Annotated in this window: 16 protein-coding genes; 11 read left to right on the top strand and 5 right to left on the bottom strand. The window is 44.2% G+C overall.

Annotated elements, in window-relative coordinates; translation table 11 throughout:
• Positions 1-427 precede the first annotated feature (427 nt).
• From HYN43_RS02985 to HYN43_RS03005, 4 genes are all read right to left on the bottom strand, one after another.
• Entirely contained in the window at positions 428-2,014 is a 1,587-nt protein-coding gene (locus HYN43_RS02985) for an efflux MFS transporter permease (protein WP_119408040.1), read from the bottom strand.
• Positions 2,015-2,023: 9 nt separating this feature from the next.
• The gene (locus HYN43_RS02990) at positions 2,024-3,124 is read right to left on the bottom strand and encodes an HlyD family secretion protein (protein WP_119408041.1); all 1,101 of its coding nucleotides are present in this window, start codon (positions 3,122-3,124) and stop codon (positions 2,024-2,026) included.
• 21 nt (positions 3,125-3,145) lie between these two features.
• The gene (locus tag HYN43_RS02995; RefSeq protein WP_162996280.1) at positions 3,146-4,354 is read right to left on the bottom strand and encodes a TolC family protein; all 1,209 of its coding nucleotides are present in this window, start codon (positions 4,352-4,354) and stop codon (positions 3,146-3,148) included.
• 953 nt (positions 4,355-5,307) lie between these two features.
• On the bottom strand, positions 5,308-7,275 hold the full coding sequence (locus tag HYN43_RS03005; protein WP_162996281.1) for a sigma 54-interacting transcriptional regulator: 1,968 nt from the start codon (positions 7,273-7,275) through the stop codon (positions 5,308-5,310).
• A gap of 517 nt (positions 7,276-7,792) precedes the next feature.
• Between HYN43_RS03005 and HYN43_RS30130 the strand changes: the two genes are divergently transcribed.
• From HYN43_RS30130 to HYN43_RS03015, 3 genes are all read left to right on the top strand, one after another.
• Positions 7,793-8,011 carry a hypothetical protein gene (locus tag HYN43_RS30130; RefSeq protein WP_162996282.1) on the top strand — a complete coding sequence of 73 codons (219 nt, stop codon included), beginning with the start codon at positions 7,793-7,795 and terminating at the stop codon, positions 8,009-8,011.
• A 1,067-nt stretch (positions 8,012-9,078) separates the two neighbouring features.
• Positions 9,079-10,647 (top strand): sensor histidine kinase, encoded by a 1,569-nt coding sequence (locus HYN43_RS03010; RefSeq protein ID WP_119408045.1) that lies wholly within the window; start codon positions 9,079-9,081, stop codon positions 10,645-10,647.
• A gap of 8 nt (positions 10,648-10,655) precedes the next feature.
• Positions 10,656-13,058 (top strand): histidine kinase dimerization/phosphoacceptor domain -containing protein, encoded by a 2,403-nt coding sequence (locus HYN43_RS03015; RefSeq protein WP_162996283.1) that lies wholly within the window; start codon positions 10,656-10,658, stop codon positions 13,056-13,058.
• A gap of 233 nt (positions 13,059-13,291) precedes the next feature.
• Here the strand turns inward: HYN43_RS03015 and HYN43_RS03025 are convergent, their stop codons facing one another.
• Positions 13,292-13,588: a hypothetical protein gene (locus tag HYN43_RS03025; RefSeq protein WP_119408048.1), complete on the bottom strand. Its 297-nt coding sequence runs from the start codon at positions 13,586-13,588 to the stop codon at positions 13,292-13,294.
• A gap of 697 nt (positions 13,589-14,285) precedes the next feature.
• On the opposite strand from HYN43_RS03025, the gene HYN43_RS03030 reads away from it, so the two are divergent.
• From HYN43_RS03030 to HYN43_RS03065, 8 genes are all read left to right on the top strand, one after another.
• The gene (locus HYN43_RS03030; protein WP_119408049.1) at positions 14,286-15,416 is read left to right on the top strand and encodes an efflux RND transporter periplasmic adaptor subunit; all 1,131 of its coding nucleotides are present in this window, start codon (positions 14,286-14,288) and stop codon (positions 15,414-15,416) included.
• Between the two features lie 11 nt (positions 15,417-15,427).
• On the top strand, positions 15,428-18,598 hold the full coding sequence (locus HYN43_RS03035; protein WP_119408050.1) for an efflux RND transporter permease subunit: 3,171 nt from the start codon (positions 15,428-15,430) through the stop codon (positions 18,596-18,598).
• A 2-nt stretch (positions 18,599-18,600) separates the two neighbouring features.
• Positions 18,601-20,019, top strand: coding sequence for a TolC family protein (locus HYN43_RS03040; protein ID WP_119408051.1), 1,419 nt, complete (start codon positions 18,601-18,603; stop codon positions 20,017-20,019).
• 484 nt (positions 20,020-20,503) lie between these two features.
• Positions 20,504-20,929 carry a DUF1304 family protein gene (locus HYN43_RS03045; RefSeq protein WP_119408052.1) on the top strand — a complete coding sequence of 142 codons (426 nt, stop codon included), beginning with the start codon at positions 20,504-20,506 and terminating at the stop codon, positions 20,927-20,929.
• Between the two features lie 425 nt (positions 20,930-21,354).
• Positions 21,355-21,972, top strand: coding sequence for a peroxiredoxin family protein (locus HYN43_RS03050; protein WP_162996284.1), 618 nt, complete (start codon positions 21,355-21,357; stop codon positions 21,970-21,972).
• A gap of 912 nt (positions 21,973-22,884) precedes the next feature.
• The gene (locus HYN43_RS03055; protein WP_119408054.1) at positions 22,885-23,715 is read left to right on the top strand and encodes an oxidoreductase; all 831 of its coding nucleotides are present in this window, start codon (positions 22,885-22,887) and stop codon (positions 23,713-23,715) included.
• A gap of 28 nt (positions 23,716-23,743) precedes the next feature.
• Complete coding sequence (locus tag HYN43_RS03060; RefSeq protein WP_119408055.1) at positions 23,744-24,463, top strand: hypothetical protein; 720 nt, start codon at positions 23,744-23,746, stop codon at positions 24,461-24,463.
• A 635-nt stretch (positions 24,464-25,098) separates the two neighbouring features.
• A complete protein-coding gene (locus HYN43_RS03065; protein WP_162996285.1) occupies positions 25,099-26,502 on the top strand; it encodes an MFS transporter in 1,404 nt (467 codons plus the stop codon).
• The last annotated feature ends 177 nt before the right edge of the window (positions 26,503-26,679 follow it).

Raw genomic sequence — 26,679 nt, forward strand, 5'->3', positions numbered from 1 at the left:
TAAGGGAGATTTTATACAGTTCAATTAACTGTAAGAGCGAAGAAAAAAGGGTACCGCCGGAAAACCGAAAATCTGCGATCTGAAAAGTAATTGGGAAGAATACCTGATTTTACCGGGATAAAAATCAGCGTGAGCATCTTAAGACAGGGTAATTTATCGCTGACGAGGGAATTATCTCATAAATACAGGATTATCAGGAGCGATATCACAGCAAACTTGCATACATGCTGTTTTTTCAGGGCCTGATTAACCGGCGGGCCCGTATTATGGCTGCAAACGCTTGCTCTCGGGCACCTGCCGATTATCCCAAATGAAAGTTTTAAAGGATTTACTGAGGCAAATTTACTGCCGGAACTGAAGTGCGGACTTTCGCCGGTAATGGGACGGGATAATTTGATCCGGCTGCTGTAAATGTTAGCGCTAAGCCTTAAATCAGTGTAAATCCCCTTTCGTCATTTTGAGCTGGCTTCTGATATATTTTTACAACCAAAAGCACCATGATAAATAAACAGGCCAGGACAATGATCATTCCGAACGTTTCCTTGACAGTTACCAGGGCGGCCTGGGTTTGAAAGTTGTTGAATACTATCTTAAGTTCCGTATTTAAAGCCTGATCAGAAGCTTGTCCGTTACTTTGTGCCTGGTGGTAAGCCGGGTTATACGCAGCAACGTATAACGGGTCTGCCTGTTCGGTTTTTGAAGCCAGCAGGTTAATATTGTGGATCAATCGGTGATAATAAAAGTACGATAAATAGGCTGTCCAGACCGCAGGTCCTATAAATACCCTGATACCCAGGTAAAATACCGTGACAGAAAAGAATTCGAGGAAAGGGAGGCCGTTGGCTACATAAATCCCCACCGCCATGTAAGATAACAAGGTAGCCGCCCCCCGGAATACCATGGGCAGGTAAAAGTCACGGGACGTAGCATTAAGTGTTGTTAAAAAATACAGCTGGATGAAAGATATCGTGTAGCAGAAAACAATGAACACGATCATAAACCGGAAACTTGCAAAGTTCCTGTAATAAAGGTATCCTATGGCAGTTGCAATCATAAAGCCGGGGATCATATACATGTTTATTCGTGTGATTTCGACAGCATTGCCCTTTAAAATAATATTCATCATATTATTTTGGACGCTGCTTGCAGCGAAAAAAAGACTGAGGATGAACATGGTTATTAATCCCAGGCGTACATTCTTATAGCGAAGGACGTGGAAGTTAAGCAGCGGCTGACGGACGATATAGGTTCTGCTGAGCAGTAAGGTCAGCGTGAGCAGGCAAGTAATTGTTCCGAAAATAATTTTCGGGGAGTTCAGCCAGTCCTCGGTCAGACCGTAGGACAGTACATAGTCGAGTAACAGCATACTGATGATCATCAGTACAAGGCCCAGCCAGTCGAAGTTATACAGCGGGATTTTTTCTCCCGGGAAATCCGGGTGAACAAATATCAAGACAAGCACAATTCCGCCAAGAAGCGGGATCATCAGAAAGAAATGACCGAACTGCCAGTTAATGTGATCGGCCATATAAGCCATGAACATCGTTGTTAATTGAGCAGCAATGAGCGTAACCGGGTAGTAAACGGCGTACAGGCGATATCGTTCTCCCTTGGGCATCAATATGGGTATCAGCGTTGCGAAAACTTCCAGGAGGCCCAATATTTTAAGAAACCCGGCTATGAATGATGCCATTACGAGGATCAGTGGCTGATCGGTATTGCCGATGATCAGGTTGAGAATGATCAAACCTGAAAAAACACCAAGCAACAGGTTTTTGCTGGTGATGATCTGTTTAAAGCTCAGAACGAAGGGCACACCGGCGATAAGGCCGATCGTATGGGCGTATGAAGCCATCGTGATGTCGGCCGGAATAGCGCTCAGGCTGCCGGTCATATAGCCGGCGACGTTGCCGATAATGCCCGAAGTGAAACCCAATGGGATCAGCAGAAGCACCAGCAGTAGCAAATGCAGTTCTTTTCGTACCCATTCGAAAAAAATTTTGTTTTCAAACATATCTTTCGGTCATTTGATCAGTTCGACTTCTGCATTCATCCCCGTTTTTAGCAGCGCGACTGACTCCGGTTTATTATCGGCGGATAGTTTTATTTTGACGGGAAAACGTTGCTGCACCTTAACGAAATTCCCGGTCGAGTTATCCGTTGGAACGGTGGAAAAACGGCTTCCCGTCGCTTCGGAGACAGAAAATATTTCTCCTTCATACAGCTTGCCACTGACGGCATCAACCTTTATATTTACTTTCTGGCCAATCCTCAGATAACCCAGCTGCGCTTCCGTATAATTGGCGGTTACCCATTTTTCATCTCCCCTTACAATACTCACCAATGTCTGGCCGGGTTGGACCAGCTGCCCTTCTTCGATGGTTTTTCGGCCGACAACGCCATCATATGGGGCTGTGATGATGGTGTAGGAAAGATTTAATTTGGTGTACTCGAGTGCCGCCCGCGCCTTAGCTATAGCTGCATCAGCAACGGTTAAGCGTTTCTGCGATTCATCGGTCGTCAGGCGCGCGCTTTGCCTGGCGTGTTTCAAAGCTGTATATTTTGCCTTTAAGGCATCACGTTCGGCTTTGATCTGATCGAATTGAAATTGAGTGACCACATCATCAGCAACCAGGCTTGCATATCTTTTATAGTTCGCTTCAGCATTGTCCAGCCTTGCTTTAATCTCCGATATGTTCGCGGTCGAAATATCAATGCCATTGCGGGCAACATCTTCCGAGGAATTAACCACTAACCGTCCGGCTTGTGCATCCATAAGCACCGCTGCTGCCTGATCGACCAGGATCTGATATTCCCGGTTGTCGATGATGACCAGCGTATCTCCCCTTTTAACCCGCTGGTGCTCTGTAAATCTGATGTCCCTGATGTATCCTGTGATCCTGGTGTTGATCGGATTGATGTAGGCTTCCACCTGGGCGTCGTCTGTAAAAACGGATTTATCCAGATGGAAATAGGTAACAGCAGCCCAGGCCAGCGCGGCGAAGACGATCAGAAACGAGACAACGTTGAACAAGATGATCCTGTGCTTGCGTTTTCTTTCTTTTGCCAGTTCGGTAGCCGTTAATTTTTCCGGCGATACTTGCTGATTCACGGAATTTTCCATGTATATGAAAATTAGACGTTATTAAAAATTACCAGCGGCTTTTTGAAGCCTGAACCACTGGTTGATGATATTTATTTTCTCGTTATTCAATCGAAGTTCCGCAGATAGTTTTGCCGTACTCGCATCCAGCATATCCGTAACCTGTGCCAGCTGGTTGATATATTTCTTTTCTACGACCCGGAAATTATCGTTGGCGAGATCCAGGCTTTTACTTAAAGTAACCGCACGTTCTCTAGCCTCCTGGTATCGCGTGAATGCGGTGGTAACCTCTATTTCTGCCTGCTGTTCCCGGTAGGCAGTTTGCGCTTTTTGTTGTTCCTGTTCAAGTCTCGCAAGCTTAATGCGGTCCCTGGCATGATAGATCGAGGAAATATTATATTTGAGTTTAAAGCCTGCCTGGTATGCGTTGTAGTAGATATTTAAAGGCTCAAGCGTATTGAGAAAAGGGCGCTGTAAGGCGTCTCCCGCATAAACTGACAGCTCGGGGAGTCGTGCCGCTTTTTCAATGGCCACATTTTTACCGGCAATTTGTTCACTTATACGGCTGGACTGGATAGCCGGCTGGTTCTTTTGAGCCAGAGCGCTGTAATCAGTAAGCGTGCTGACGGATATCGGCTGGGAAGTAAGCGTGGTGTCCGGCAAGATCCTGGTGCGCTCCGGCAGGCCGAGCACTACCTGGAGTTCTTTATTCAGAATTGTGATGTTGTTCTCTACTTGTTGGAGGTCAAGCTGGAAATCTGACAGGAGCAGTTCGTTTCTGATAATATCATTTTGTGTAACCAGGCCCTGCCGCTTCAGTTTATTAAGATCATCGAGCCTCTTTTTTGCCAGGCGGATATTTTCCCGGTAAATAAGACGGTTATTGTATTGTTGAAAAAGTTCAAGATACCTGCCTAATAAAAGGAGTTTAATATCTTGCCGGTCTTTTTCGTAGTTCAGAGCGGCAAGTTGTTCGCCCAGCTCACCCTTTTTTATATTAAGACGGATACTGCCCCCTTTGTATAAAGTCTCACTGGCACCCAAAAAATAATTGTTGACAAAATGAGGGGTCTCAACATTGGCATACCAGGAAAAGTTGGGATTCAGGATCGTGATTGTACTTAGATAACCTGCCTCCGCCGAGGTTTCAATATCGGGCAACTTTTGTGACCTGGCAATTTCTGTCCGGGCCTCATTGATACCCACGTTTTGCTTCGAGGCCTGTAGTTGACGGCTGTTTACTTCTGTCAACTGGAATAATTCAGTTAAGGGGAGCACTTTAACAACGGTGTCCTGGGCGATAACCCGGTTAAAGCATACTATCAGTCCTATTGCCAAAAGTTTTTTCATTGTAGCTGTTCTTTGGAAGGGTGAGACTCAGACCCTGATAATCAATAATGGTGTTTTGAATGTTCCAGCATATAATTCGGTAACATGATCAGTCCCGAGCCAAACCTTTCATTCAGGATCAGCGCGTGGCGGAGTACTTCCCCTGAATGGGTGGAAAAGGCTCTGGGGCACAAAATAGTTGTATATGGCATATATCTCAATGGTGCTAATGGTAATGTCCAGTTGAACACAGGGCCCGTCTGCTCTATCCCATCCAGCCTGATGTTCAATGACTGACCAGTTTCCATTATAATGCCATCGTTTAACCGGCTGATAGCCAGTTTGGAAGTCGAAAACAGGAGAAGGGGTTGTTGCTTTATTTCGTATTTCAACCGGCTGGGATACCAAATACGGTAATGGAAATAAATTATTGCAGCCTGCTGTGCATAACATATGTTTACAGGAACTTGAATAATCTATATGTCGTCAAACATATTTAATATTTCCGAAGGGTTTGTCGAAGTAGCGATTTGCCACGCCTATTGGTTTTGCTTTCCACGCAATTAGCGGCTGCTTCGCTGACGGGGTATATATTGGAAAACCAGGGCTATATGCTTGATGCATCAGGAAGTTAAAAAGTAAAGATCTAACAGAATCCTTATTTAGATGTAACTTAATTCATCTCTCGAATTAAATATTATGGCTTAGGTTTGTTTTAACAAAATTTAGTGCGGAAATCCAGTTACCTATCTTTACTGATCAGCGGTTACTTTGACCGTGTTAAAGAAAGCATATTTGATTTTTAGTGGAAAATGCAGATATGCCGTTACGGTATAATCATGTATCAAAATTGATGATCTAATAAGATAAAACGACTAATAGGTATGTTTCCAGTATATTTTGAGCTTTTTCATTTTTAGGCTCAAAGAAGAAGGGGGAAGACCGAGGATCTCCGCCGCGCCGCCTTTTCCGTTGATTTTTCCGTTACAGCTTTTCAGAACCTTTAGGATATGGTTGCGTTGTATCTCTTCATAGGTTTCCAGGGGTTGGATGGTACTTTTCTGTTCATCCTTGTTGTTGTCAACAGGCAGTGTAAATGATCGGATCTCGCTTTCAGGTGTCGTCAGAATCGTCCGCTCAACGACCGATCGCAGTTCTCTGATGTTGCCGGGCCATTCGTATTGCGCCAATTGTTGAATCGCATCCGGGCTTACTGTTTTACGGGGCAGGCGGTGGTCCGTTGCTAACTGATCAAGGAAATGGAGTACGAGTTCGGGAAGGTCCGCTTTCCGGTCACGTAACGTCGGCAATTCTATAGGGAATACATTAATCCGGAAATACAAATCAGGTCTGAAACGTTTTGCCCTCACTTCTGAGCCCAGATTTTTGTTGGTGGCAACAATGACACGTACGTCGATTTTTATAGTCGTTCTGCCACCAATGTGTTGAATCTCTTTTTCCTGCAAAGCCCGCAGTAGTTTACTCTGCAGGGAAATGGGAAGGTCACCGATCTCGTCAAGAAAAATGGTTCCTCCCTGCGCTTTTTCAAACCATCCGATTCTTCTTTCCACAGCTCCCGAAAACGCCCCCCTTTCGTATCCGAAAAGCTCGGATTCGATCAGACTTTCAGGGATGGCCGCGCAATTTATTTTGACAAGCGGTTGCCGGTTCCGGGGAGATAACGAATGGATCGCTTCGACCAGGGCTTCCTTCCCGGTTCCTGTTTCACCGGTTATAAGTACTGTGGTGTCAAAAGGTGCAACCCGGATAATCTGATCTTGAACCAGCAACAGAGCAGGGCTTTTTCCAACGATGTTTTTAAATACCTCCGGCGGAGGTATTTGCAGGACCGGATGATTTGTGCGGTGTCGCTGACCGTTTGCGGAATCCCTATCCCTGATCCATTTGATTGCCCGGATCATGAACGGTTGCGCCAGTTTTAACAGCTCGGCCTGGTCTTCGGTAAATGGCCCGCTCTGGGTGCTGAAAAAACCTACTGACGCATAAAGCCTTTTCTCCTCAATGACGGGCACTGTCATGCTGGAATTGATACAGTAAAATTCACGTAGCCTTCGTGCGAAAAGAAATTGGTTACAGCCCGCATCAAATTCAGGTCCGTTTTCAACATAAATACCCTTATATCCCAGCATCCGGTCGCGGTATGAGCGCAAATCAACGTTCTTCAGCTCTGCCTTCTGGATATACGAAATATGGTCTTTGCGGCGATAGGTGTTTAATCCAAGTCTTTCAAAGGCATATACCGATTCCTTGCCGCCATCCATCAAATCCATATTAATAATGATATTGTCAAATTGAATGAAGGGCTGAAATGCTTTGATCATCCATAACAATTTCTGTTCTTCATCGCCGGGACAATCCAGTACGCCGATCAGTAGTTCGTTAAGCCATCGGCTGAGTTTGTCCTGGAAATTTTTATCATGCTGTTGACGGAACAAACCTATCTCAACAGCACTGATGACGTCGTGACTCCGGACTGGCCGGTTAATGATGCCGTAGATATGCGGCAGTTTAGCAGACTCCAGCGTTTCCCGGGTAGCATTTGGCAAAATCAGAACCACCGCGATAGCTTGCTCCCTGCAAAGACGGGCTAGTGAGGGGCCTCCCGGCGCTGTATATAGAGAAAGCGGAAGGATGATCAGTTCCGGTTTTTGTTTTTCCAGTAAATCCTGTGCAGCGCCGGCCGAAGTGACGGTTCCCGTAACATGAAACCCTGCACGCAACAGTATAGCCTGCAGTTTATTGGCCTCGGCCGTCAGGTCGTCAAGGATCAGCACGCTTTTATTCATATTTAACTTGGGCGGCATCTGGAAACCGGAATTCATAGCCGTGGTAAATATAAACACATTCACCTGAAAAAAAGCGTGCCAGCCAGAAATCAAGATAAAACCCTGTTATGAGGTATAAATGAACCTTTGGGCGGATTGCCGGATATTGGTAAACAGCTTGATAGACTGCCGGCGGCATTCAGAAGCCCGAGAGCCGTACAGATTATAAAAGCATTCTTTTTTACGGCTTAAGGGGGGATGTGTTACCGATTTCCCGGAGTAAGTCAGAGGGGAATTGCGGATAAAGCAAAATAGAGCAAGTGAAATAGTTCGATGGAACCATTGGCCCGGTTAGAAATGAATAGCCACCTTATCATGGTTTTTTATCTGCTCGATACCATGGTCAAAATAGTTGTTTTATGAAATAAGGTCAAATCTTGATTTCTTTAATATGACATATCTCTGGTAACCAGTTATTTGCGAATAGGCACGAATTTGGTAAATGTATCTCACCGGATTGTTTACTATTGAAATGAAACGATCCCGCATATGAAAGTTGAATCCCGGATATAGTATGGAACACTTAACCTCCTGTTTTGAAATTTGGTTGGGCATTGTAGCCAGTGTAAGGACAGCTGGTGAAGGCTTGTCTAAAAATGCCTCGCAGTTCTTTCTGTCTTTTGTAGAAGGAGTGATCCTTTTCATAGTTTTAATGATGCTACTCGTATTGTCGAGGCTGATGCGCGGCAACCGGAGACGTATTAACCCAGAAGAACAGGCCGTCGGTCTGTGATAACTGATGTGATCAAGAAATGGAAAACCGTTGCCGTATTCTATTTTGCGATTTAATAAATCGCGTACCGCGCTCTTCCGGTTACTGTAGCTTTACATCAAATTTTACAAGGGTTTGGACAACGCTGGTTTCATTGAAATTCCGGTATCTGAAGAAATGACAATCATGAGTACTGCCTTACAGCCGGGTTGATCAGCATCTCCGTCGACGATAGGAGTTTGAGGTGTTATGGAAATAAACAAAGACGGAAATAATTTGCAATGCTTGCTATACCAAGCTTGCAGATCCGGTTATTTAGCCTAAAACAAATACGCTTACTGAACACCTTACGTGGTTGTTTTACCGGGGTGCATGAGCGGATAAAAAAGTTACCGGAGCTTGATGAAGGGCAGCCGCTGCGCTGCACGAAGCGATCCTGACGGGAGTTCGTGAAAAAACTTATCGTGATGAATACGCTGTTCTGCAGAACCGGACGGATCAGCTTAGCTATCATTTGGGACAGCCGATTTTCCTTTATTGAGCCGAAGGCATTAAATTATTGTAGCCTGGACCCTAAACTCTGCATATTAAGTGGTTCGTCTACCATTTAACAAGAAATAGGATATTGGTTTCCCTGAACGATAGACTTTTCTGGTATTTGAATTTTGATAGTAAGCACATTTTTGATAGCAAAATGCCCGGGTACGCTAAGCCTGCGTTAGAGACAGCCGGATTGCAATGAAATTCCGGCTGGCTCGTTTGGCTACCGTTATTTACCGTTTGGTTTACGGTGTTTGAAAATATGATTTATCTATATTAAGATTTGTGCCCGGAGTTAGGGATAGCTGAACTTTATATTAAATGAACAATAAAAACAGAAAGAATGCACAATTTTTTTTCCTCATGCTTTTTTGGGTTTTTGATTTCGTTTAATTACGATATATCGTAATGTAAAAGATTTGTTATTGATTTAACTTATTGGTTTATAGTTGATTGTTTTGTGGTATGGGTTTGGCAAAAGCACTCCGAAGCTGTTGTGGAAAATGTATCTCGTAATATTTTTCAAAGACCCGGCGCTTCCGTAAGTCATGTTGAAATTCGTTTTTATGATTATTGGTACGCTGTCTTTATCCTTATGCAGGGAACACAGTAAAGCCGGAATAACCGGCGGGCGTTCTTACCGGTTATATCCAGAGATGGACTGTGGTCGCCGGTTGAGAATTGTTGTAGCATCGTTGCCGAAAACAAAAAAGTCCCTTTCAGTTAACCAGGTTTATGGAAACTTGCTGTTAACACTCGATACCCTGATTTTTAGTGGCCGGGAGAATGATGCCTACAGCTTGTTGAGGGGAACGCTTAGGGAAGTCCCCGCGTCTAGTCTGCAAAGCAGGTTATACAAAGCAAAGGCCTGCGGCGATGTATTCTATGCGCTCAAAAAGCCGGAAATAGCTAAAGATTATTACCTGTTACTTTTACGGCTGGCCAGCCAGGCTAAAAAGCCTTATCACCAGATGCTTGAAGACTGGTTATCCTCAGCCGCGTTTGTAAAGGTAAATGATCAAAGCCGCTTTCATTATCGTACAGCCAGCAATTATCTCAATAAAGAACTGATGTCCGAAGGCCCGTTATTAAATCAGCGATTCCGTGCGGGGTTTTACCTGAATTTATTCCGTTTGAACTCAGCGGCAAAAAATTATAAACGATCATTTGATTATTACCGTGAATATAAATTGATAAGTGATTCGCTTTTCAGGCAGGCGAACTTACAGGAATTGAACCATGTAAGGCGAGCATATATGCCGTCCGGTATAGCAACGCCTGTCGTCAAGCGGGAGCGAAAAACAAGATCTGGAAATACTATATATTTATTGGAATCATTCGGCATAGTTGTCGTGATTTTATTGGGCCTGTTGATATCCGGCATGAAGACCGCACGCCGGAAAAACTACGTCAATCAATTCTTGAGTACAGATACAAAGCTTTCGCCGCCCGGGGAGGCCTTATTGAAAATACTTGAGGAGCAGGACAGATTGAAGGAAGAAACCGAAGAATTGCTGAGGGAAGCGCATCATAAGGTTAAAAATAATCTTCAGCTCGTAATGAGCCTTCTAAGCAGCCAAACTAAGTACCTGAGCAACGGTCTAGCCATCGACGTGATCGACGAAAGTCAGGAACGACTGCAGGCAATGATGATTCTGCATCAGAGACTTTATGGCATTGATGAAATAACAAGCATTGATATGATGGCCTATATCAGTGAACTAAAAGTTTACCTGTCGGGAAAACTTTCTGAGAAAGGCCTGGAGACTGAAATCAATATAAGGATTGACCGGATATCGCTGGTTAATACCGAAGCTGCGCTTTTGGGCCTCTTTATCGGAGAAGCAATCTCCAATGTGATAAAAACCCTCAATAGCAATACTCTGTCATGTACAATTGCTGTCTGCCTGGCCGTCCGCCAACCAGGTTTGGTCCGAGCCTCGGTCACATCTCAGATATCTTCTTCAGTTGTCAGGAACTGCGCATACGATCTGGGCAGCGCTCTGATGATGAAGGCCTTAAGCGACCAGTTAAACGGTTTATTCCTGATAGAACTGGAAAATGGTCTGACGGTAAGTACCGAATTTTATTACCAGAAAGAAACCGCCCATTACTAAAGACAGCCATGCTAAAAATAGTATTTACTTCAGCATTTATTTTCTCAGCGTGGTCCGTCGCAGCACAAGTACCAGATAGCAGCCCTAACAACAAAGCGCTGATGCTGCTCAGTTCCGCTTTCATCACAGTTTCACGTGAAGCTGCCATTGATCTGGACAGCTCATTGGTGCTTACAGCAAAGTATCACCATCTCAGCAGGGCAGTTCTGATCTCCGAGGGGATAGACGACGCATATGCGATCAAATGCTGCCGCTGGATCGATGACCGGAACACCAGTGTACCTGAAAACGAAATAAAGCAACTGCACGGGAGCCGCAAAGTCCGCCTGCAAATGCTGCTCGGCGCTTATTACGCTTTTCAGCCGGGATTCCGTAAAAGTGACACGAAAAGGGGGATATATTGGCTCAGGCTGGCTGAAAAAGGAAACAACGTTGTAAATAACCATAATTGGGGAATGCATATCAACTGTTTGCTCGGGAAATGTTACCTGAAATCCGGAGCGATTGGTAGGGCGAAGGAATGTTTTCGTAAAGTCACTGCCTCGCCGTACTTTACCGATCAGCGGATTGTTGCCAAGGCCTGGAATTACGAGGGGATGTACACGCCCTTTCTTCCATCGACTTCCGGCATGAGGATAATTTTTCTGACCAGGGCCTGCAAATTATTTTTTAGGGTCCGGGATGAAGGAAACAGGGCCAATGCCTTGGCTAATATAGCATACCTTAATTTCGCCAGGCAAAACTTCCGCGATGCAGAAATGGCCGCCATGGAATCTCTCCGCGTTCAGCGGTATGCGGGCATTCCATATTCGCATTACACCACTGATCTGCTGAGCCTGATCGCGCAGATGAAAGGAAATTATGTCGGGCACCTGCGATGGGCATTGGAATCCATCAGGTCAGCTAACTTTTCCGGCGACCACATGGAGCTGGCATTATTCTATGCCAGGGTGGGCGATGCCTACGCGACCAGTTCCGATAAGAGGGGAAATGCAGTGGTCTGGTACAAAAAGGCGCTCAGTGAGTTTTTGAAGAACAAGGACGGCAGGCATGCCTATAAACTGCTGATCCGTTTCTATAATGAAGATTTGAGCAGTTCGGAAAGCAACCCGCTAATTGGATTGATTAATCGCCTGCTTATCGCGAGTCCGCCTGAGAATACCATTGATCAGCAAGATGCGTACATTGCATTGGGGGAGGCATACCGGAGAATGAAGGACTATAAAAAAGCAGAAAAGTATTTCCTGGAGGCACGGGGACTGTCCGCTGCCAATCAAAGGATCAGGGGAAAGATGAACGACGGGAACCTGAATTTTTTATTAGGACAATTTTATTTTCAGGCCGGAAACCTGCCGAAAAGCAGGAGGTATCTTACCGCGCTCGTCCGGGATTCTGCCGCCAGCCGGGAAGCGGCCGGAAACCTGGCAGAAGCTTACTGGCTGTTACACCAGATCGATGCTGGCCTAGGAAAGTACGTCTCATCAATGCATTACCTTCAGTTACACAATCAACTCGCGGATTCCATCCATCATATAACCGACCAGCCTGGATACGCTGCGATATTTAAACTGCCAATGTCCAGGCCGGTCGTTCCCGTAAACAGCGCGAGTGCGGCTTCCGGCAGTGCGCGCATCAACGTTACCGTTTTGGTTTTGATTGCCTTAACGCTCATCGGTTTTGGCTGGGTGCTGATCTCCCGGTTTAAGGTGAGCATCAGAAAATTGCTCGATAATCAATATCAAAAGCGGCTGCTGGCAGAAGCGACACGCAAACAAATAGGACTTTTAGCATCCAGGGAAAAGCTTCTCAAGGAAGTTCAGTTCAGGGTTCAGGATAATCTTAAGATCATCATCAGCCTGCTGAGCCGCCAGTCTGATTTTATTACTGACCAGGATGCGCTGGAAGCTATCGGGCAAAGTCAAAGCCGGATGATGGCCATGTCGCTTGTCTACGGACTGGTGGAACCGGAAAACGAGCATACCGGCGTTAATCTTGCCGCTTATGTTTCAACACTCGTAGCTTTTTTGCAAGAGAACCATCAAAAGGCAAAATATATACGGTTTGTCTTGAACCTTGATCCCGTTCATGTCGACCTTTCCAAAGCAGTTCCCCTGGCTCTGATGGTTCATGAGATTCTTACGAACAGTATCAGGCATGCTTTTCTATTTCAGGAATACCCCGAAATAAATATCGAACTGCAGCTGCTACCCGGCGAACCTGTTCGTTTGTTTATACAGGATAACGGCTCCGGGCTTCCGGATGACCTTGACCCGGTGACCAGCCGCTCGTTTGGCTTCAGCCTGATAGTGGGACTGGCATCCCAGATAGATGCGCTGCCGGTCTTCCGTAGCCACATGGGCCTTGCGGTCGAAATCAGTTTTGCGTTACAGGAAGAAAAAAACCTTGGATAAATCGAGAGTTATCGCAGCACGTGTTATGTCAAAAGAGGTCCGCTGTAATAACGGGACCCTGGGTGCTGGGACATTATTTGAAGAACACCGTTATAACGGCGGGGAGCAGTGGAAAATTGCACGCGGGGCGGCGCTGCCGGAGAAGTGTGCCGCTGTCCGCGTAGCAATCCAACCATCATCATGAAACAAAAAAACGTAGATTTTTTATGCCTAACAGCGTTGCATTGCCGGATTCAGGCTTCGGCAACTTGCATTTCAAAAAAAATGCCATCTGTAATGAGCAATCCGCTCTCCCCATTATAGGTTTCGACGGTATGCACGTATTTAATACACCGGAAAAGGTAATCATACCCTAGATCCACCAGGCGGACTGAAGCGTTCTCCGCTGAAATCAGCTCGCTGCTCTGTACGCAGTAGAGATGTTTGTTACTAAGCGCAAGGTAATCAAAATGAAAACCTTTATCCTGTAGTTCAATTACACACCTGGTAATGGAACCATTAAGTTTTTTAGACGGTCTTTCTGTTTTCATGTGATGAACAATAGGGTTCGTTTATTACCTTAAATAATTGTGCCTGTTTTTATGTTGTTGATTTGTAGGTATTTGTGTTTTTTTTAATTGAATATTCTTACGATTTGTCGTAAATCAACAAATCCTGTTCCTCGTTTTCGTATTGTGGCCGCGACCAGTGCAAGGCCGCAGACAGCCGATGTAAAAGAAACGTCAGGCCATATTTGTGTTTTTCTATGGTTTTTCCGGCATTACCCGGTCCCTTATAGCCCAGTCCTGATCATTGATGGTAAAAACCCGGATCTGCCGGTTTCGCGGCCGTCCCGATGCAGGCATTTGAGATGCTTTCGAATGGAGAACATCCTTGAAGTTCGGTTGCAGGTCTTACCGATTTACGATATAAAGAATTTTTGTTAGTCCTTTGGTTTTTATAATTTACTGATTTTCAGGATTTTGTTGTTGTGGCATTTGTTTGGAATCAATGGGGATAACTACTATGAGGATTTACAAACGCAAGTCATGCATTCCTGCCGAAAGATTGACGGAACGCAGTACTCGTTTTGACACCCGCTGCAGACGTCTGTGACGGTACTCTTCAATGTAATCAGAATGTCAAGTATGAAAATATAGTTTTATTTTAAAACTGGTTCTTATTTATATTTGCTTTCAAATTAGAACTACTTTTATTTTAAATGTGATAAAGATATAAATCAAAACAATGAAAACTCCGTACCTTTTAATTTTGGGATTTTTAGCCAGTTGTGCCGGAAAACCCGCTCAGGTAGCTACGGCACCTCAGGAACTTCCCGTTATTCAGTTAAACTCCGGCGATGCCTCAACTTACGAGGAATATCCGGCCTCTCTTGAAGGAATAACCAATATCGAGGTGCGCCCCCAGATATCTGGGATTCTGAACCACATTTTTGTGGATGATGGCGCATATGTGAAAAAGGGGCAGCCGCTCTTCCAGATCGATCCGGCGCCGTTTATCGAGAAACTAAATAATGCGAAAGCAAGTTTTCACGCTGCTGAAGGAAGCCTCAAGAACGCGCAGCTGGAAGTAGAAAAACTGACCCCTCTGGTTTCTGGTAAAGTCGTATCCGATATCCAGTTGAGGACTGCCCAGTCCGTGCTAGAGACCGCGACCGGAAATGCTGAACAGGCCAAAGCCGATATCGCCTCGGCCAGGATCAACCTGGGTTACACCATTGTCAGAGCCTCCGTCAACGGCTATATAGGCCGCGTGATGCGCAAGGAAGGTAGCGTGGTTGGTCCTGCTGATCCATCGCCGCTGACAGATCTATCAGATGTCCACCAGGTTCGTGCTTTTTTCGCCTTTGGTGAAAATGACTTCATCCGTTTCAAATCGCTTTATGCGGGTAACACACTCGATGAGAAACTCAGAAGCCTGCCACCAGTGGAACTTGTACTGGCCGATGACAGCGCCTATGTCAGCAAAGGCCGCGTTGACATGATCAACGGGCAGTTCGACAATAACACCGGTGCGATCACCGTGCGCGCTACTTTCAACAATGAACACGGCTTATTGCGTTCCGGCAATACCGGCAAGATCAGGTTATCTTTAAAATTAAACAATCAGGTTATCGTTCCTCAGTCCGCTACCCAGGAAATGCAGGAAAAGACATTTGTTTTCCTTTTGGATGACCATAATAAGGTGATCAAACAGGTAATCACCATTTCCGGCAAAAGCGGGAATAACTATTTGGTGAAAGATGGCCTTAAAAAGGGTGACCGTATCGTGTACCGTGGTTACGACCATCTCCGTGAAGGTGACCAGATCCAGCCTCAGCTGACCGATCTGAACACTGCATTAGCCGTTAACAATTAATCTTATCAGCCATGTTAAAGAAATTTATTGATAGACCGGTGTTGGCAACAGTCATATCGTCTATCCTCGTGATCCTTGGCCTGTGGGGAATGGTCAGCCTTCCGCTGGAACGCTTCCCCGATATTGCTCCACCCTCGGTCCAGGTTACCGCAATATACCCGGGTGCAAACGCGGAGACGATTCTTCGTTCGGTTGCTCCTTCGCTTGAAGAAGCCATAAATGGTGTCGATAATATGACCTATATCAGTTCCGTTGCAAGCAATGACGGCTCCCTGGTGATCTCGGTATTTTTTACCAAAGGCACAGACCCGGACCAGGCTGCAGTAAATGTGCAGAACCGTGTTGCACAGGCAACCAGCCAGCTGCCTCCTGAAGTCGTTCAGCGCGGGATCGTTACTGCGAAAGCGCAGAACAGCCTGATGATGGTTCAGGCGGTGCTCAGCGAAAACCCTAAGAAGTATGACCAGCAGTTTATCGCCAACTACGCCAATATAAATATCATTCCGGACCTTAAACGTATCCAGGGTGTCGGCAGTGCTTTCATTCTTGGCGGAAATAAAGAATATGCGATGCGCATATGGCTGAAACCAAGCCAGCTGGCCAGTTATAAAATGTCGGCTTCCGAAGTTCTTGCCGCCATCAATGACCAGAACCTCGAAGCGGCCCCGGGTAAGTTCGGTGAAGGAAGCAAGGAATCGTTTGAATATGTGGTTAAATACGACGGCAAGCTCACCAAGCCGGCTGACTATGAGAATATCATCATCCGTGCGAACCCTGACGGATCATTTTTAAAGCTCAAAGATGTGGCTCGGGTTGAACTGGGATCATATACCTATAACAGTTTAAATACTGTAAATGGCAAACCAGCCATTACGATCGTTATCTTCCAGTTGCCAGGTTCAAATGCAGATGCTATTCAGATTGAAGCACAGAAACTTTTTGCCAAAGCAGAAAAAAATTATCCGGTGGGAATAGTCAATGCGACATTCTACAATACAAAAGAAGCCCTGGACGCATCTATCGACCAGGTTAAACATACCTTGCTGGAGGCTTTTATCCTCGTATTTATTGTCGTTTATCTGTTTCTTCAGGATTTCAGGTCAACACTTATTCCCGCCATCGCGGTTCCTGTCGCTATCGTAGGTACGTTTTTCTTTATGTATGTTTTCGGGTTTACGATCAACCTGCTTACGCTTTTCGCACTTGTACTGGCCATAGGTATCGTCGTCGATGATGCTATTGTGGTCGTCGAGGCTGTACACTCAAAAATGCAACACAAAAAACTGGCACCTGCGCCAGCGACGCTCGAAGCCATGCATGAGATTACCGGTGCTATCATTTCCATTACGCTGATCATGGCTGCGGTATTCTTGCCGATCGGCCTGATGAAAGGAGCCACAGGACTGTTCTATCGGCAATTCGCTTTCACGCTGGCAATCGCCATTGTTATTTCCGCCGTTAATGCACTGACATTAAGCCCGGCTTTGTGTGCGCTGATCCTGAAAGATGTTCATGGCACTGAAGACCAGACAGCTCCTAAAAATTTTAAGGAAAGGTTCTTCCTGTTTTTCAACGTGACCTTTAAAATGCTGACGGACCGTTATGTCAGCAGCCTGCGGTTTTTAATCCGCCGGAAATGGCTTACCCTCGGCGCCCTCGTTTTGATTGCTGTGACAACCGGGTATATGATCAAAAGGACCCAGACTGGATTTATCCCAACCGAAGACATCGGCTTTATCGGTATCGCGATCAATATGCAACCGGGTGCCTCGCTGGAGCGGATGCATGAATTGGACGAAGAGGCCGTCAAAGAACTGGAGAGCATGCCTCAGATCAAAAAAGTTAACAATCTGGCAGGTTTCGATTTTCTTACTTTCTCCAACAGTCCGTCTGCCACTCAGATATTCGTGATCCTTAAGCCGGTTGCCGAGCGCGGGCCGGTGAACACGATCCCGGAAATAAAAGCGATCGTTCAGCAAAAACTCGCTAAGATCAAAGGGCTAGATGCTTTTGCCTTTGAATTGCCGTCAATACGTGGATACAGCAATGTGGATGGTTTGGATGTGGTACTTCAGGACCGTACCGGTGAGGCTAAATTGGATAAATTCAGTAATGTGTCCGACGCCTTCATAGGCGAGTTAATGAAGCATAAGGAGGTGGGTTTTGCCTTCACTACCTTCAAAGCGAATTATCCGCAATTCAGGTTAGAAATAGATAAATATAAAGCCAAGCAACTTGGTGTCAGCATCAGGGATATCCTACAGACCATGCAAACCTATTTTGGCAGCATTCAGGCCTCTGATTTCAACCGCTTCGGGAAATTTTACCGGGTGGTTGCCCAGGCAGACGTAAAAGAGCGTACAGATCCTTCAAAGATCGATGGCGTATTCGTGAAAAATGACAAAGGAGAAATGCTGCCAATCAATACCCTCGTAAAACTAAAAAGAGTACATGGCCCGGAGACAGCAAAACGGTATAATCTCTACAATTCAATCTCTGTGACGGTGATGCCGCAAAAAGGCTTCAGCTCCGGCGACGCAATAAAGGTCGTGAACGAGGTAGCGCAAAAGCTGCCCGCTGGTTATACGCAGGAATTCTCCGGTCTGACCATGGAACAGATCAGCTCCGGCGGGCTTGCGGTGATCGTATTCGGGATCTGTCTGATTTTTGTTTACCTGTTGCTATCCGCGCAATATGAAAGTTATATTCTCCCTTTGGCGGTTATTTTATCGATACCCAATGGTATACTGGGCGTATTCCTGGCCATCGGCCTTACCGGGATCGAAAATAATATCTATGTACAGGTGGCACTGATCATGCTGATCGGCCTGCTGTCCAAGAATGCGATTCTGATCGTAGAATTTGCCGTGCTTCGCCGAAGGGCCGGTCATGGGCTGATCCAATCGGCCCTGGAAGCCGCTGCCCTGCGTATCCGCCCGATCATTATGACCTCTCTGGCATTTGTCGTGGGAATGATACCGATGATGAGTGCCACCGGGCCGTCTGCGAATGGTAACCATTCGATTAGCATCGCGGCCGCGGGCGGAATGCTGGTCGGGGTTACGCTCGGCTTGTCATTTATACCGGTATTATTTGTTGTATTTCAAGCGCTTCAGGAAAGGATCAGCCGCAAAAAGATCGTGGAAACCGCCCGGAACGCAGATGAATTAATTCTGAACTGATCATGAGAACACTAATGAAATATAGTATAGCAGCCACTGTTTTGCTGACTATCCACGTCATGGCAGGGTGTAAGGTATCGAAAGATGTCACAGTGCCTGACATGAAACTTCCTGTCGCTTTCCGTGATAATCCGGAAGATTCGGTCTCCATCGGGGCATTGCCCTGGAAATCATATTTTGATGACCCGGAACTGAAAACGCTGATTGCCGACGCTATCGATCATAATTTCGACCTGCAGGTCGCCGTAAATAATATACAAGCCGCGGAGCTGGTGCTTAAACAGGCGAAACTGGGGGATGTTCCATCTGTGGGAGTCGGCTTGTCCGCAAGTTCGGGCCGTCCATCCGACAACAGTTTAAACGGCATGCAGCTGAACAGTTTTCTGGGGCAGCAACACATTGAAGATTATTCCCTTGCAGCCTCGCTGACATGGGAAGCGGATATCTGGGGGAAAATACACGGCCGGAAGGAAGCCGCGCTTGCCGGTTACCTTAGCACCCAGGAAGCGCGGAAAGGGGTACAGACCAGGATCGTCAGTGATATCTCCAAAGGATATTACAACCTGCTCATGCTGGATGCGCAGCTTCGGATAGCGAAAAATAACGTCTTGCTAAATGACAGTACTTTATCCTTGGTGCAATTGCAATATAAATCCGGAAAAGTAAGCAACCTGGCTATACAGCAGGTTGAAGCACAGAAACTGACCGCAGAAGCATTGGTGCCCAGGTTTGAGCAGCAGATCGCGGTTCAGGAAAATGCCATCAGCGTTTTGTCGGGGCGGCTACCAAATCCGGTTAACAGGTACAGGGTCCTTGATTCGCTCGTTTTCGCTGAAAAATTGACTACTGGCCTCCCTGCAGAGTTGTTAAAGAGAAGACCGGATGTCCGCCAGGCTGAACTTGCCCTGGATAAAGCGAATGCCGAAGTTGGGGTTGCAAAAGCCAGCCTTTATCCGTCACTAACCATTAACGGGCAGGGAGGACTGGATGCGATTAGAGCGAGTAACTGGTTCAATCTCCCTGCTTCCCTGTTTGGAACAGTTGTAGGGGGGATAGCCCAACCGCTGTTTGACAAGAAAAGACTGCGTACCAACTTTAATGTTGCCAAAACTGACCGCGAAATTACCGTGATCAGGTTCCGCCAATCTGTTCTGACGGCGTATGGTGAAGTTTCGGATGCGCTTGTTAAACTCGATAAACTGAAGCAGCAGCAATACCTTGCGGCCGAGCGGACAGGTACGCTGCAGCAGGCTACACGGAATTCCCAACTGCTCTTCAAAAATGGTATGGCAACCTACCTGGAAGTTATTATAGCAGAAAGTAATGTATTACAAAGCCAGCTGGAGCTTGCATCCATTAAAAAAGCAAGATTGGATGCAACCGTAGACCTTTACCGGTCACTCGGCGGTGGCTGGAATTAAAATAAGTGTTGTGAGTGTTGTTTTGATTGATGCCTGTGTACCCTTGATCGGGACACAGGCTATTTTTATGAAAAGATCGTAACAGAGCAGGATGATGAATATTATTACACAATGCTGATTACCGATGACGAAATTGTTTTGGTAGATGACTTTGAACTTGAAGAGACAATTTGTTAGGTGTGACCTTTATGCAGAGGTTAACAGTTCAAATCCAAGGTGAGCTGTTTTCCATAGCGACACTTGTAAAAAGATTCCATTCGCTTTAATGATTAAAGTTAATGGAGTAAGACCTATGGCATACAAAAAGAAACGGGTTTAATTGCGAAATAACGTAGTGTTTTTTAAGGGTGTGTCTTGCAATTGGCTGTAAATTAAATATTTGCAAATTGGCATAAGAAATGAATAATAATATTCGGTTCCGCATTAAATGATCTGCTGTAACAAACAAGACATAGATAATTTCACTACGTGAACAATATTTAAAATGAAAAGAACTACAAAATTACTTGTTACCATTGTGATTATCGTGCACTTTATGTTCTTTCTGATAGAAGCCATCTTTTGGATGCAACCTTTTTTGAATGAGCAGTTACTCGTATTATTAAATAACCCTGTCGGTTCTTCTTTTGAAGTGCAGGCTATTACGCTTAGGAATCTGTTCATCAATCAAGGATTTTATAACCTTTTCATCATGCTTTCAGGAGTGACAGGAAGCATTTTAATCAATAAACGGAAATATTTGCCCGGTTATACCTTGATTTTGTTCCTGTGTTTTTGTGGCACCGGTGCAGGGATCGTGCTGGCCTTTTCGACTAAGGCTTACCTTCTGGCAGCCGCACAAGCTTTGCCCGCACTGGCAGCATTCATTCAGGTATATCCATTGTTTCACAATGAGATTTCCAAAATTTAAGGAGTTATCACCATAATAAATCATTAGGTACAACTGAAGGTTAATTTAACTATGAAAATTATTTCTCAGATCCAAATCTTACTCGTCAGCATATCTCACGTTTATGTGCTATGGTTGGAGATCATCGCATGGGAGACTCGCCGTGACAGGTCTAAAATTTTTTTTTTTTCAATCCGTACTCGCACTCATGGCATTGCTTGCCGTGCTGGTACATCTTTAACAAATAACATATAGGAGGCAAAATGCGCTTAACCAATTTAAATCAGCAGATCAAGCGGCTAAAAACATTTATTTGTAAGAGACCCGATCTTATTACGAATGGTATCTGTAAAGCATTGAGTGTAAGCATAGCATGTCTTTGCTTTATTACTAACTCAAATGCGCAAAGCATTCCCTCTAAAGAGGATGGAAATAAAGGCGTTACCATGACTATCACCGCAAAAAAATACATCCTGCCAAATGGCGACACCATCTCAATCGCCAAATTGGATAGTGTGATCAAATCCTGGAAAAAGGCAGAGATCATGTTTCACCCGGACAGGTCTGACCCGGAGATATTGCACATCCGGCCCTTAGACGACGCTTATTATCAGGAGCTGGCAGCACACGAGGTCAACATAAATTCTTTGTTGAATAAGCCCGCTCCGATCATTTCCTTAAAGGCTATCAATGGCAAAAACTATAGTCTGAACGAATTCCGGGGGAAGGTAGTGGTCCTTAACTTTTGGTTTACTTCCTGCGGCACCTGTATACAAGAAATGCCGAAGCTCAATGCAATAACCACTCAATATGCCACCTCTAAAGTGGTATTCCTCGCATTAGCACCTGACAACACTTCCATGATCAAAGCATTTCTCAAAAAACATCAGTTTAAATACACGCTGTTATCAGATGCGGAAAAGACGATTAGTACTTATCAGATATTTGGCTACCCAACTTCTATGGTCATTGATAAAAACGGCATAATCAGATCGATCCACTCAAACCCTGACAATATCAAGCAGAAGTTGACTCAGTCCATTGATCAATTACTGGCAGAGTAATGTACTAACTTTCAAATTCAATCAAGGACACTCGCTGTCTGTGTTGGTGAAGTAGGTTGCTTATCAGCCTTTCCTGGTCATCTGCTGACTGAACCAGAGATAAAGCGATCACAAATTCGCAATTAAGAAATTGTTTAAGGTTAAATAATATCAAGGTTGAAAAGCCGCATTATACAAGATAGCTGTATTAACAGTATACTTCCGGCCTTATTTTACGCAAAATGAATCTTGTTACCTAACTGCATCTCATATTCGATCTTGAACGTGGTCAGGTTTTTTTCCAACTAAAGTAATCGAACCATTGTTAATTTACCTTGCATTCCACGGCAAAAATCATTTTTTTCTGAGCATTCAAAGATCAGGTAGATCTCGCCAGCAGATTGATGGCTGATAAAGAGATGTTGCAGCGGTACTGCCGGAGACTTTTTATACTCCTTTCATAAGGCTATCCCTTGAGTTTAAGTTTGCAACTGAAGCATCAATGAGTATGGCAGCATGTGTGTTGTCTAATTGCTGAATCCATTCTTTGATCTTTTCATGACATAATCTCATGGGCCAGCCTAACCCATGTCAATGCATTTTTGGTTAGCGTGGTCAGAGATTCCTGCTATACTTAGTAGCCCGCAATGAGGAAAAAACAATCGCCTATCTCAACTTCAATTAAGGACCTCATTGGGCTTAATTAAATTCATTGATCTTGAATTCAATTCCATCATTTGACATTTACATTAAATTCAAAGTTTCAGAAATACAACTTGTCGGCTAAATACAAGATCATATCGTTTTAAAAAATGCCGATTTACGAATTAAAGCAAATAATATCTGTACAAGAATATTATAATGTATTATAAAACAAATCATTATAGTCTGGCATCATTATAGGAGTTTGATTTCAAAAACACACAAAATTATATGGAAAAAGTTTGGTTTATAACCGGAGCCGGAAAGGGTTTCGGCCTCGAAATCGCAAAAGCTGCACTTTCAGTGGGGGACAAAGTTATTGCAACACTACGGAAAACCGGATCTGAACTTGAGTCCGTGTTAAAGGACCATAAGAATTTGTTGATTCTAAGAATGGACGTTACCAATGAATTACAGGTTAAACTTGCTGTAGATGAAGGTATCAACCATTTTGGCAAAATTGACATTGTTGTCAACAATGCAGGATTCGGTTTAATAAGCAGTGTTGAAGAAGCTTCTGATAAAGAAGCAAGAGGTCAGTTTGATACCAATGTATTTGGGATTCTAAATGTAAGCAGGGCAGTGCTTCCTTACCTGCGTAAACAAAGAAGTGGACACGTAATTAACATATCAGCTTACTTTGCTTTTGGTACTATTCCCGGCTGGGGAATCTATAGTGCTACGAAGTTCGCGGTGGAAGGTCTTTCAGAAGCGATGGCGATGGAGTTGAATCCTTTGGGCATCCAAGTTACTGTTGTCGAACCGGGCATGTTTCGTACCAATTTTCTTGATGAGAGCTCATTTGTGCAGGCCGATTTAATTATTGAAGACTACGATCAAACCTCTGGTAAAATAAAAGCGCTCACTTCTCAATTTAACGGAGCGCAACCGGGTGATCCAAGTAAATTGGGACAGGCCTTGTTAAAACTGGTCAATTTAGAGAACCCACCTGTCCACCTTCCATTAGGAAAGGATTGTCTCGACTTTTACGAAAAGAACAAGTCCCTTCGTGAAAATGAAATGGTGAAATGGAAAGAAATGATTTTGAGCACGGACTTCTAATACACGATTCTTACAATCAACCAATAAAATGAACGATCTTTTAACATTGGCTGTAGCGGCCCACGGCGGTTTAGATCGCTGGAAAAAATTTAAATCAGTAAAAGTTCATGCTTCCATAACCGGCGCGATATGGCATGTAAAAGGCAGGCCTGATGTCTTGAAAGATGTTATTATGACTGCTGAAACTCACAAAGAGAGACTTATTATGGACTTTCCCGGGAAAAATAAAAAAACAATTTTTGAGGCAGAAAAAATTTCTGTAGCAAACGGAGAGGGTGTAGTTTCAAAAGTATTTGAGAATCCAATAATGTGTTTTGAGGGTCACCTACGTGATACTCCCTGGGAAGACGTACATGTAGCGTATTTCAGTGGGGAGGCCTTATGGACATATCTTACGACGCCATTTTTGTATACCTATCCGGGGTTTGAAACTGTGGAGATTGAACCCTGGGAAGAAAATGGCGAGATTTGGAGGCGTCTAAAAGTAACTTTCCCTGACTACATAGCAAGTCACACAAGGGAGCAAATATCATTCTTTGGACCTGATGGCCTGCTTCGGCGACATGATTACACAGTTGATATACTTGGCGGAGCAACAGGGGCGAACTATGCGACAAATTATCGGGATGTAGATGGTATCATAATACCAACTTCAAGAAGAATATATGCATTTGAAGGAGACCATATCGCAGTTCCTGAACCTCTTTTGGTTGCTGTGGACATGGGTGAGATCTCATTTTCAAGTTGATGGGCTGATCGCATTTATTTAAAATGCAATGGCGGGAATTTAAGTTGCAAAATAAAAATTTGGCTTGCATTTGTTTATTCCAGATGTCTGCGATTTAAACGGGCGACATATTTCCAAGACATCCTCGGCATTCGTGCGCAGCGTAAGTTCCATTAGTGCCGAGGGTGGTTTAGAAATAATCAAAGCGATCACTACAAAATAAGAAAAATGCTTTGAAGAGTATGAGTGCTTTCTTTAGGTATTTCCTGAAATAAAGATTCAGTTATTGAGTAGGGTATAAGCAGTTGGGAGGCCGCGCTTTTCGATAGGCGCCCTTATGTGTTAACATCAGCATTATCTTATTGATACGCAATTTTGACAATACTCTATTACAAGATGGAACCCATACTAAAGCAATCTCAGGGCGGTTTCGATAAAGTCGTGAATTACTGAAAGTTCTTTTTATAATATATCTTAATGATTTTAATCCTGGCACTGCGAAACTGTCAAATTTGTGGTCGCTTAACAACTTTCTTTTTCTATATACTGAAATTGTTGATTTATGATATAAAGAAACAAATTTTAAATGATCGTTTCGGATTCAATTGATTTGCAATGTTATATGATATGGCATTAAAATGGTTATTTCTAAGTTCATGAAATTACCCAGGAACAAATGGCTCGGATTGATCATCGTTTTAGCAGCACCTCTTCTATCTATCATAGATGTCTTTATTATAAATGTAGCTATCCCGGCGATTAAGATAGGAGTGCATGCAAATGATGCTGAGCTGCAATTGGTGATAGCCGGATACCTCTTAGGCTATGCCGGATTTTTGATAACGGGCGCCCGAGCAGGTGACCATTATGGAAAAAAGCATGTGTTTTTCTGGGGTATGTTAGGCTTTACCATATCATCTTGCCTATGTGCAATGGCCATAACTCCACTTCAACTAAACGTTATGCGATTCTTGCAGGGCACGAGCGCATCTTTTATGGTTCCACAGGCAATTGCATATATACAAATCTTATTTACAGAACCAGGAGAACGGGCTAAAGCATACGGATTATTTGGCATAACGCTAGGAGTTGCTTCTGTTGCAGGACAAATATTAGGGGGCTACTTATCAGACGTACATTGGATTATACAGGGATGGCGACTTATATTTTTTATTAACCTACCGATCGGTTTTATAACATTAGTGGCGGCCTATTATTGTTTGGAGGAGACTAAAACAATTAAAGCGGGTAAATTTGACTACTCCGGGATTTTGATTCTCACGCTAGCACTTTTTGCCCTCATATATCCACTGATTGAAGGTCGCCAAGCGGGATGGCCTTTATGGAGTATTTTATTAATCTTATCGTCTTTTCTACTCTTTGTTTATTTTTACAAAAATCAAGAAAAGAAATTAAAGTCTGCAAATGAACCGCTTGTGGATATGCGTTTATTTAAACTCAAGGATTTTGATATCGGACTTGTTGCTGTATTCTTCCATTTCATGATGCATACTTCATTTTTAATGATTAGCGCTATATACATTCAAAATGGCCTGTCAATTTCAGCTACAGACTGTGGTATTTATTTTATACCTGCAGGAACTTTTTTCACAATTTCATCTTCTTTCGCACCGCGGCTTACAAGTCGCTATGGCAAAAAGGTTCTGCTCGTCGGATTGAGTATTATTTTTGCAGCCTTGATATTACAATGGATCTATTTGAAGCCACAAGGTATTCGTATAATCATACCGATTCTTTTAGGGACTTATGGATTTGGAAATGGGCTCGTTCTGCCATCTCTTTTAAACCTTACCTTGATGAACGTGCCAGTCGAATACTCTGGAGCAGCAGCGGGAGTTTACTCAACTGTTCAACAAACTGCTTCCGCATTGGGAATTAGTATAATTGGAGGTGTTTTCTTTTATTATAAACCAAGCGGGTGGGAGCTAGCCTTCATTGCCAGTGTTGTTTCCTTTATTGCTTGTCTATCATTAGTTGCCCTAATGCTTTTTCTTCTTCCCGACACCAAGAAAGCGATAAGCGGAGCCAGCTTAGAATAAATTCGGTCTTAAGATATTATACGTAACCACAGATTTGAATACAGGACGGATCTTGATTGCTATTTGAAAATATTACAAATCTGCATTAGTTAAGGTTTTTTTTGTGCGCCTTAATTAAAAGTAGCAGATCGTTGTTCTTAAAAAAGCAATCTGGACACCACATTTTTTTATCGTAAA

This window comes from Mucilaginibacter celer (assembly GCF_003576455.2).
Taxonomy (GTDB): Bacteria; Bacteroidota; Bacteroidia; order Sphingobacteriales; family Sphingobacteriaceae; genus Mucilaginibacter; species Mucilaginibacter celer.

Excerpts from the sequence above, each read along its gene's own strand:
- HYN43_RS03065 (WP_162996285.1), top strand. The coding sequence starts at position 25,099 with ATGAAATTACCCAGGAACAAATGGCTCGGATTGATCATCGTTTTAGCA.
- HYN43_RS02990 (WP_119408041.1), bottom strand. The coding sequence starts at position 3,124 with ATGGAAAATTCCGTGAATCAGCAAGTATCGCCGGAAAAATTAACGGCT.
- HYN43_RS03015 (WP_162996283.1), top strand. The coding sequence starts at position 10,656 with ATGCTAAAAATAGTATTTACTTCAGCATTTATTTTCTCAGCGTGGTCC.
- HYN43_RS03060 (WP_119408055.1), top strand. The coding sequence starts at position 23,744 with ATGAACGATCTTTTAACATTGGCTGTAGCGGCCCACGGCGGTTTAGAT.
- HYN43_RS03025 (WP_119408048.1), bottom strand. The coding sequence starts at position 13,588 with ATGAAAACAGAAAGACCGTCTAAAAAACTTAATGGTTCCATTACCAGG.
- HYN43_RS03045 (WP_119408052.1), top strand. The coding sequence starts at position 20,504 with ATGAAAAGAACTACAAAATTACTTGTTACCATTGTGATTATCGTGCAC.
- HYN43_RS03030 (WP_119408049.1), top strand. The coding sequence starts at position 14,286 with ATGAAAACTCCGTACCTTTTAATTTTGGGATTTTTAGCCAGTTGTGCC.
- HYN43_RS30130 (WP_162996282.1), top strand. The coding sequence starts at position 7,793 with ATGGAACACTTAACCTCCTGTTTTGAAATTTGGTTGGGCATTGTAGCC.
- HYN43_RS03055 (WP_119408054.1), top strand. The coding sequence starts at position 22,885 with ATGGAAAAAGTTTGGTTTATAACCGGAGCCGGAAAGGGTTTCGGCCTC.
- HYN43_RS03010 (WP_119408045.1), top strand. The coding sequence starts at position 9,079 with ATGTTGAAATTCGTTTTTATGATTATTGGTACGCTGTCTTTATCCTTA.
- HYN43_RS03005 (WP_162996281.1), bottom strand. The coding sequence starts at position 7,275 with ATGAATTCCGGTTTCCAGATGCCGCCCAAGTTAAATATGAATAAAAGC.
- HYN43_RS02985 (WP_119408040.1), bottom strand. The coding sequence starts at position 2,014 with ATGTTTGAAAACAAAATTTTTTTCGAATGGGTACGAAAAGAACTGCAT.
- HYN43_RS03050 (WP_162996284.1), top strand. The coding sequence starts at position 21,355 with ATGACTATCACCGCAAAAAAATACATCCTGCCAAATGGCGACACCATC.
- HYN43_RS03040 (WP_119408051.1), top strand. The coding sequence starts at position 18,601 with ATGAGAACACTAATGAAATATAGTATAGCAGCCACTGTTTTGCTGACT.
- HYN43_RS03035 (WP_119408050.1), top strand. The coding sequence starts at position 15,428 with ATGTTAAAGAAATTTATTGATAGACCGGTGTTGGCAACAGTCATATCG.